The organism is Roseinatronobacter thiooxidans (assembly GCF_001870675.1).
Taxonomy (GTDB): Bacteria; Pseudomonadota; Alphaproteobacteria; order Rhodobacterales; family Rhodobacteraceae; genus Roseinatronobacter; species Roseinatronobacter thiooxidans.
Map to the genome: position 1 here is coordinate 1 of NZ_MEHT01000038.1, position 1,008 is coordinate 1,008.

Annotated in this window: 1 protein-coding gene; it reads right to left on the reverse strand. The window is 58.7% G+C overall.

The features are described 5' to 3' along the window. Positions 1–550: 550 nt before the first annotated feature. On the reverse strand, positions 551–1,008 hold a 458-nt coding region (locus BG455_RS17465), incomplete at its 5' end, for a hypothetical protein (protein ID WP_218147539.1).

Here is a 1,008-nt window from a genome sequence, read left to right on the forward strand (position 1 = left end):
AATACGCAACTGTAGTATTAAGGGTTTCCAAGATCATGTCCAGGTGGGTTGGTAATCGTTGTTGGGGCAAACCTGACCATCATGACGAAGATGAAGTTCGGGTGAAGTTAGAGGGGCAAGCCTGCCGGAATGTATGGGCGCCGTGATTGGGAAGGTAGGCGGCGTGTCGCGACGGCAACTCGGGCGGGCAATGGGGGCCGGGTGTGGAGGATGGCCGGGTCGGCCAGCCTCCGCACCCGGACCACAAAAGCGGCGCGGCTCAAGCCGGAGGTGGCAGGCAGGCTGCACGCGGCTGCTGCACCGCTCTGAGGAAAGGCGAGATCAACCAAAAAAAGAACAGGAAAAACAATTCAAAAATGGGATGCAACGGGTCCACCAGGCTGCTGGTCGCAGCGATTGATCGGCCTTCGGGCCGGTCGAATCGCGAGAAGGGGTCGAGGGGGTATCCCCCTCGCGAACGAAGTTTTTGTGGTGTCGGGTCCCCCCGACAGCGCAAAAACGATAGTGAGTAGACTTCCCGGATATTCCTGAAATTTTTCTCTGCGGTTTTTCACGCGGTCAGGGGACAATCTGACTCAACAAGGATCACCCCGGAGACCTGATTATGTCGTTCCAGCATCGTTTTGACAACCCTGTACCCGCGCCGCGCCTCGATCATGCGCCGGTCGTTTTGCGTTTTGCGCAGCTTTTCCCGCGCGATCTGAAACGCCGTGAGATGCACCGGAAACGGAAGGGCGGGGATCTCAGCCATATCCGGCACCACCTGACCGAATTGAACCACCGGTGGGTCGGGGAAGAAGGGTGGATCGATGACTTCCTGCAGACCGTCGAGAGGGTTGCCCGGGAGAACCTGCGAAATGAAATCGACCCCCGGGAAGGGAAGCGCCGCTGGACCGAGGTCAAACGGGTCACGCAGCGCGGGTTGGTTGATCCGTGGAAGTTCACGAAGAAAGGCCCGCTCCGCGAGGGTATCCTGACTGTGAACAAGGACTGAACTGATGCGGTGGA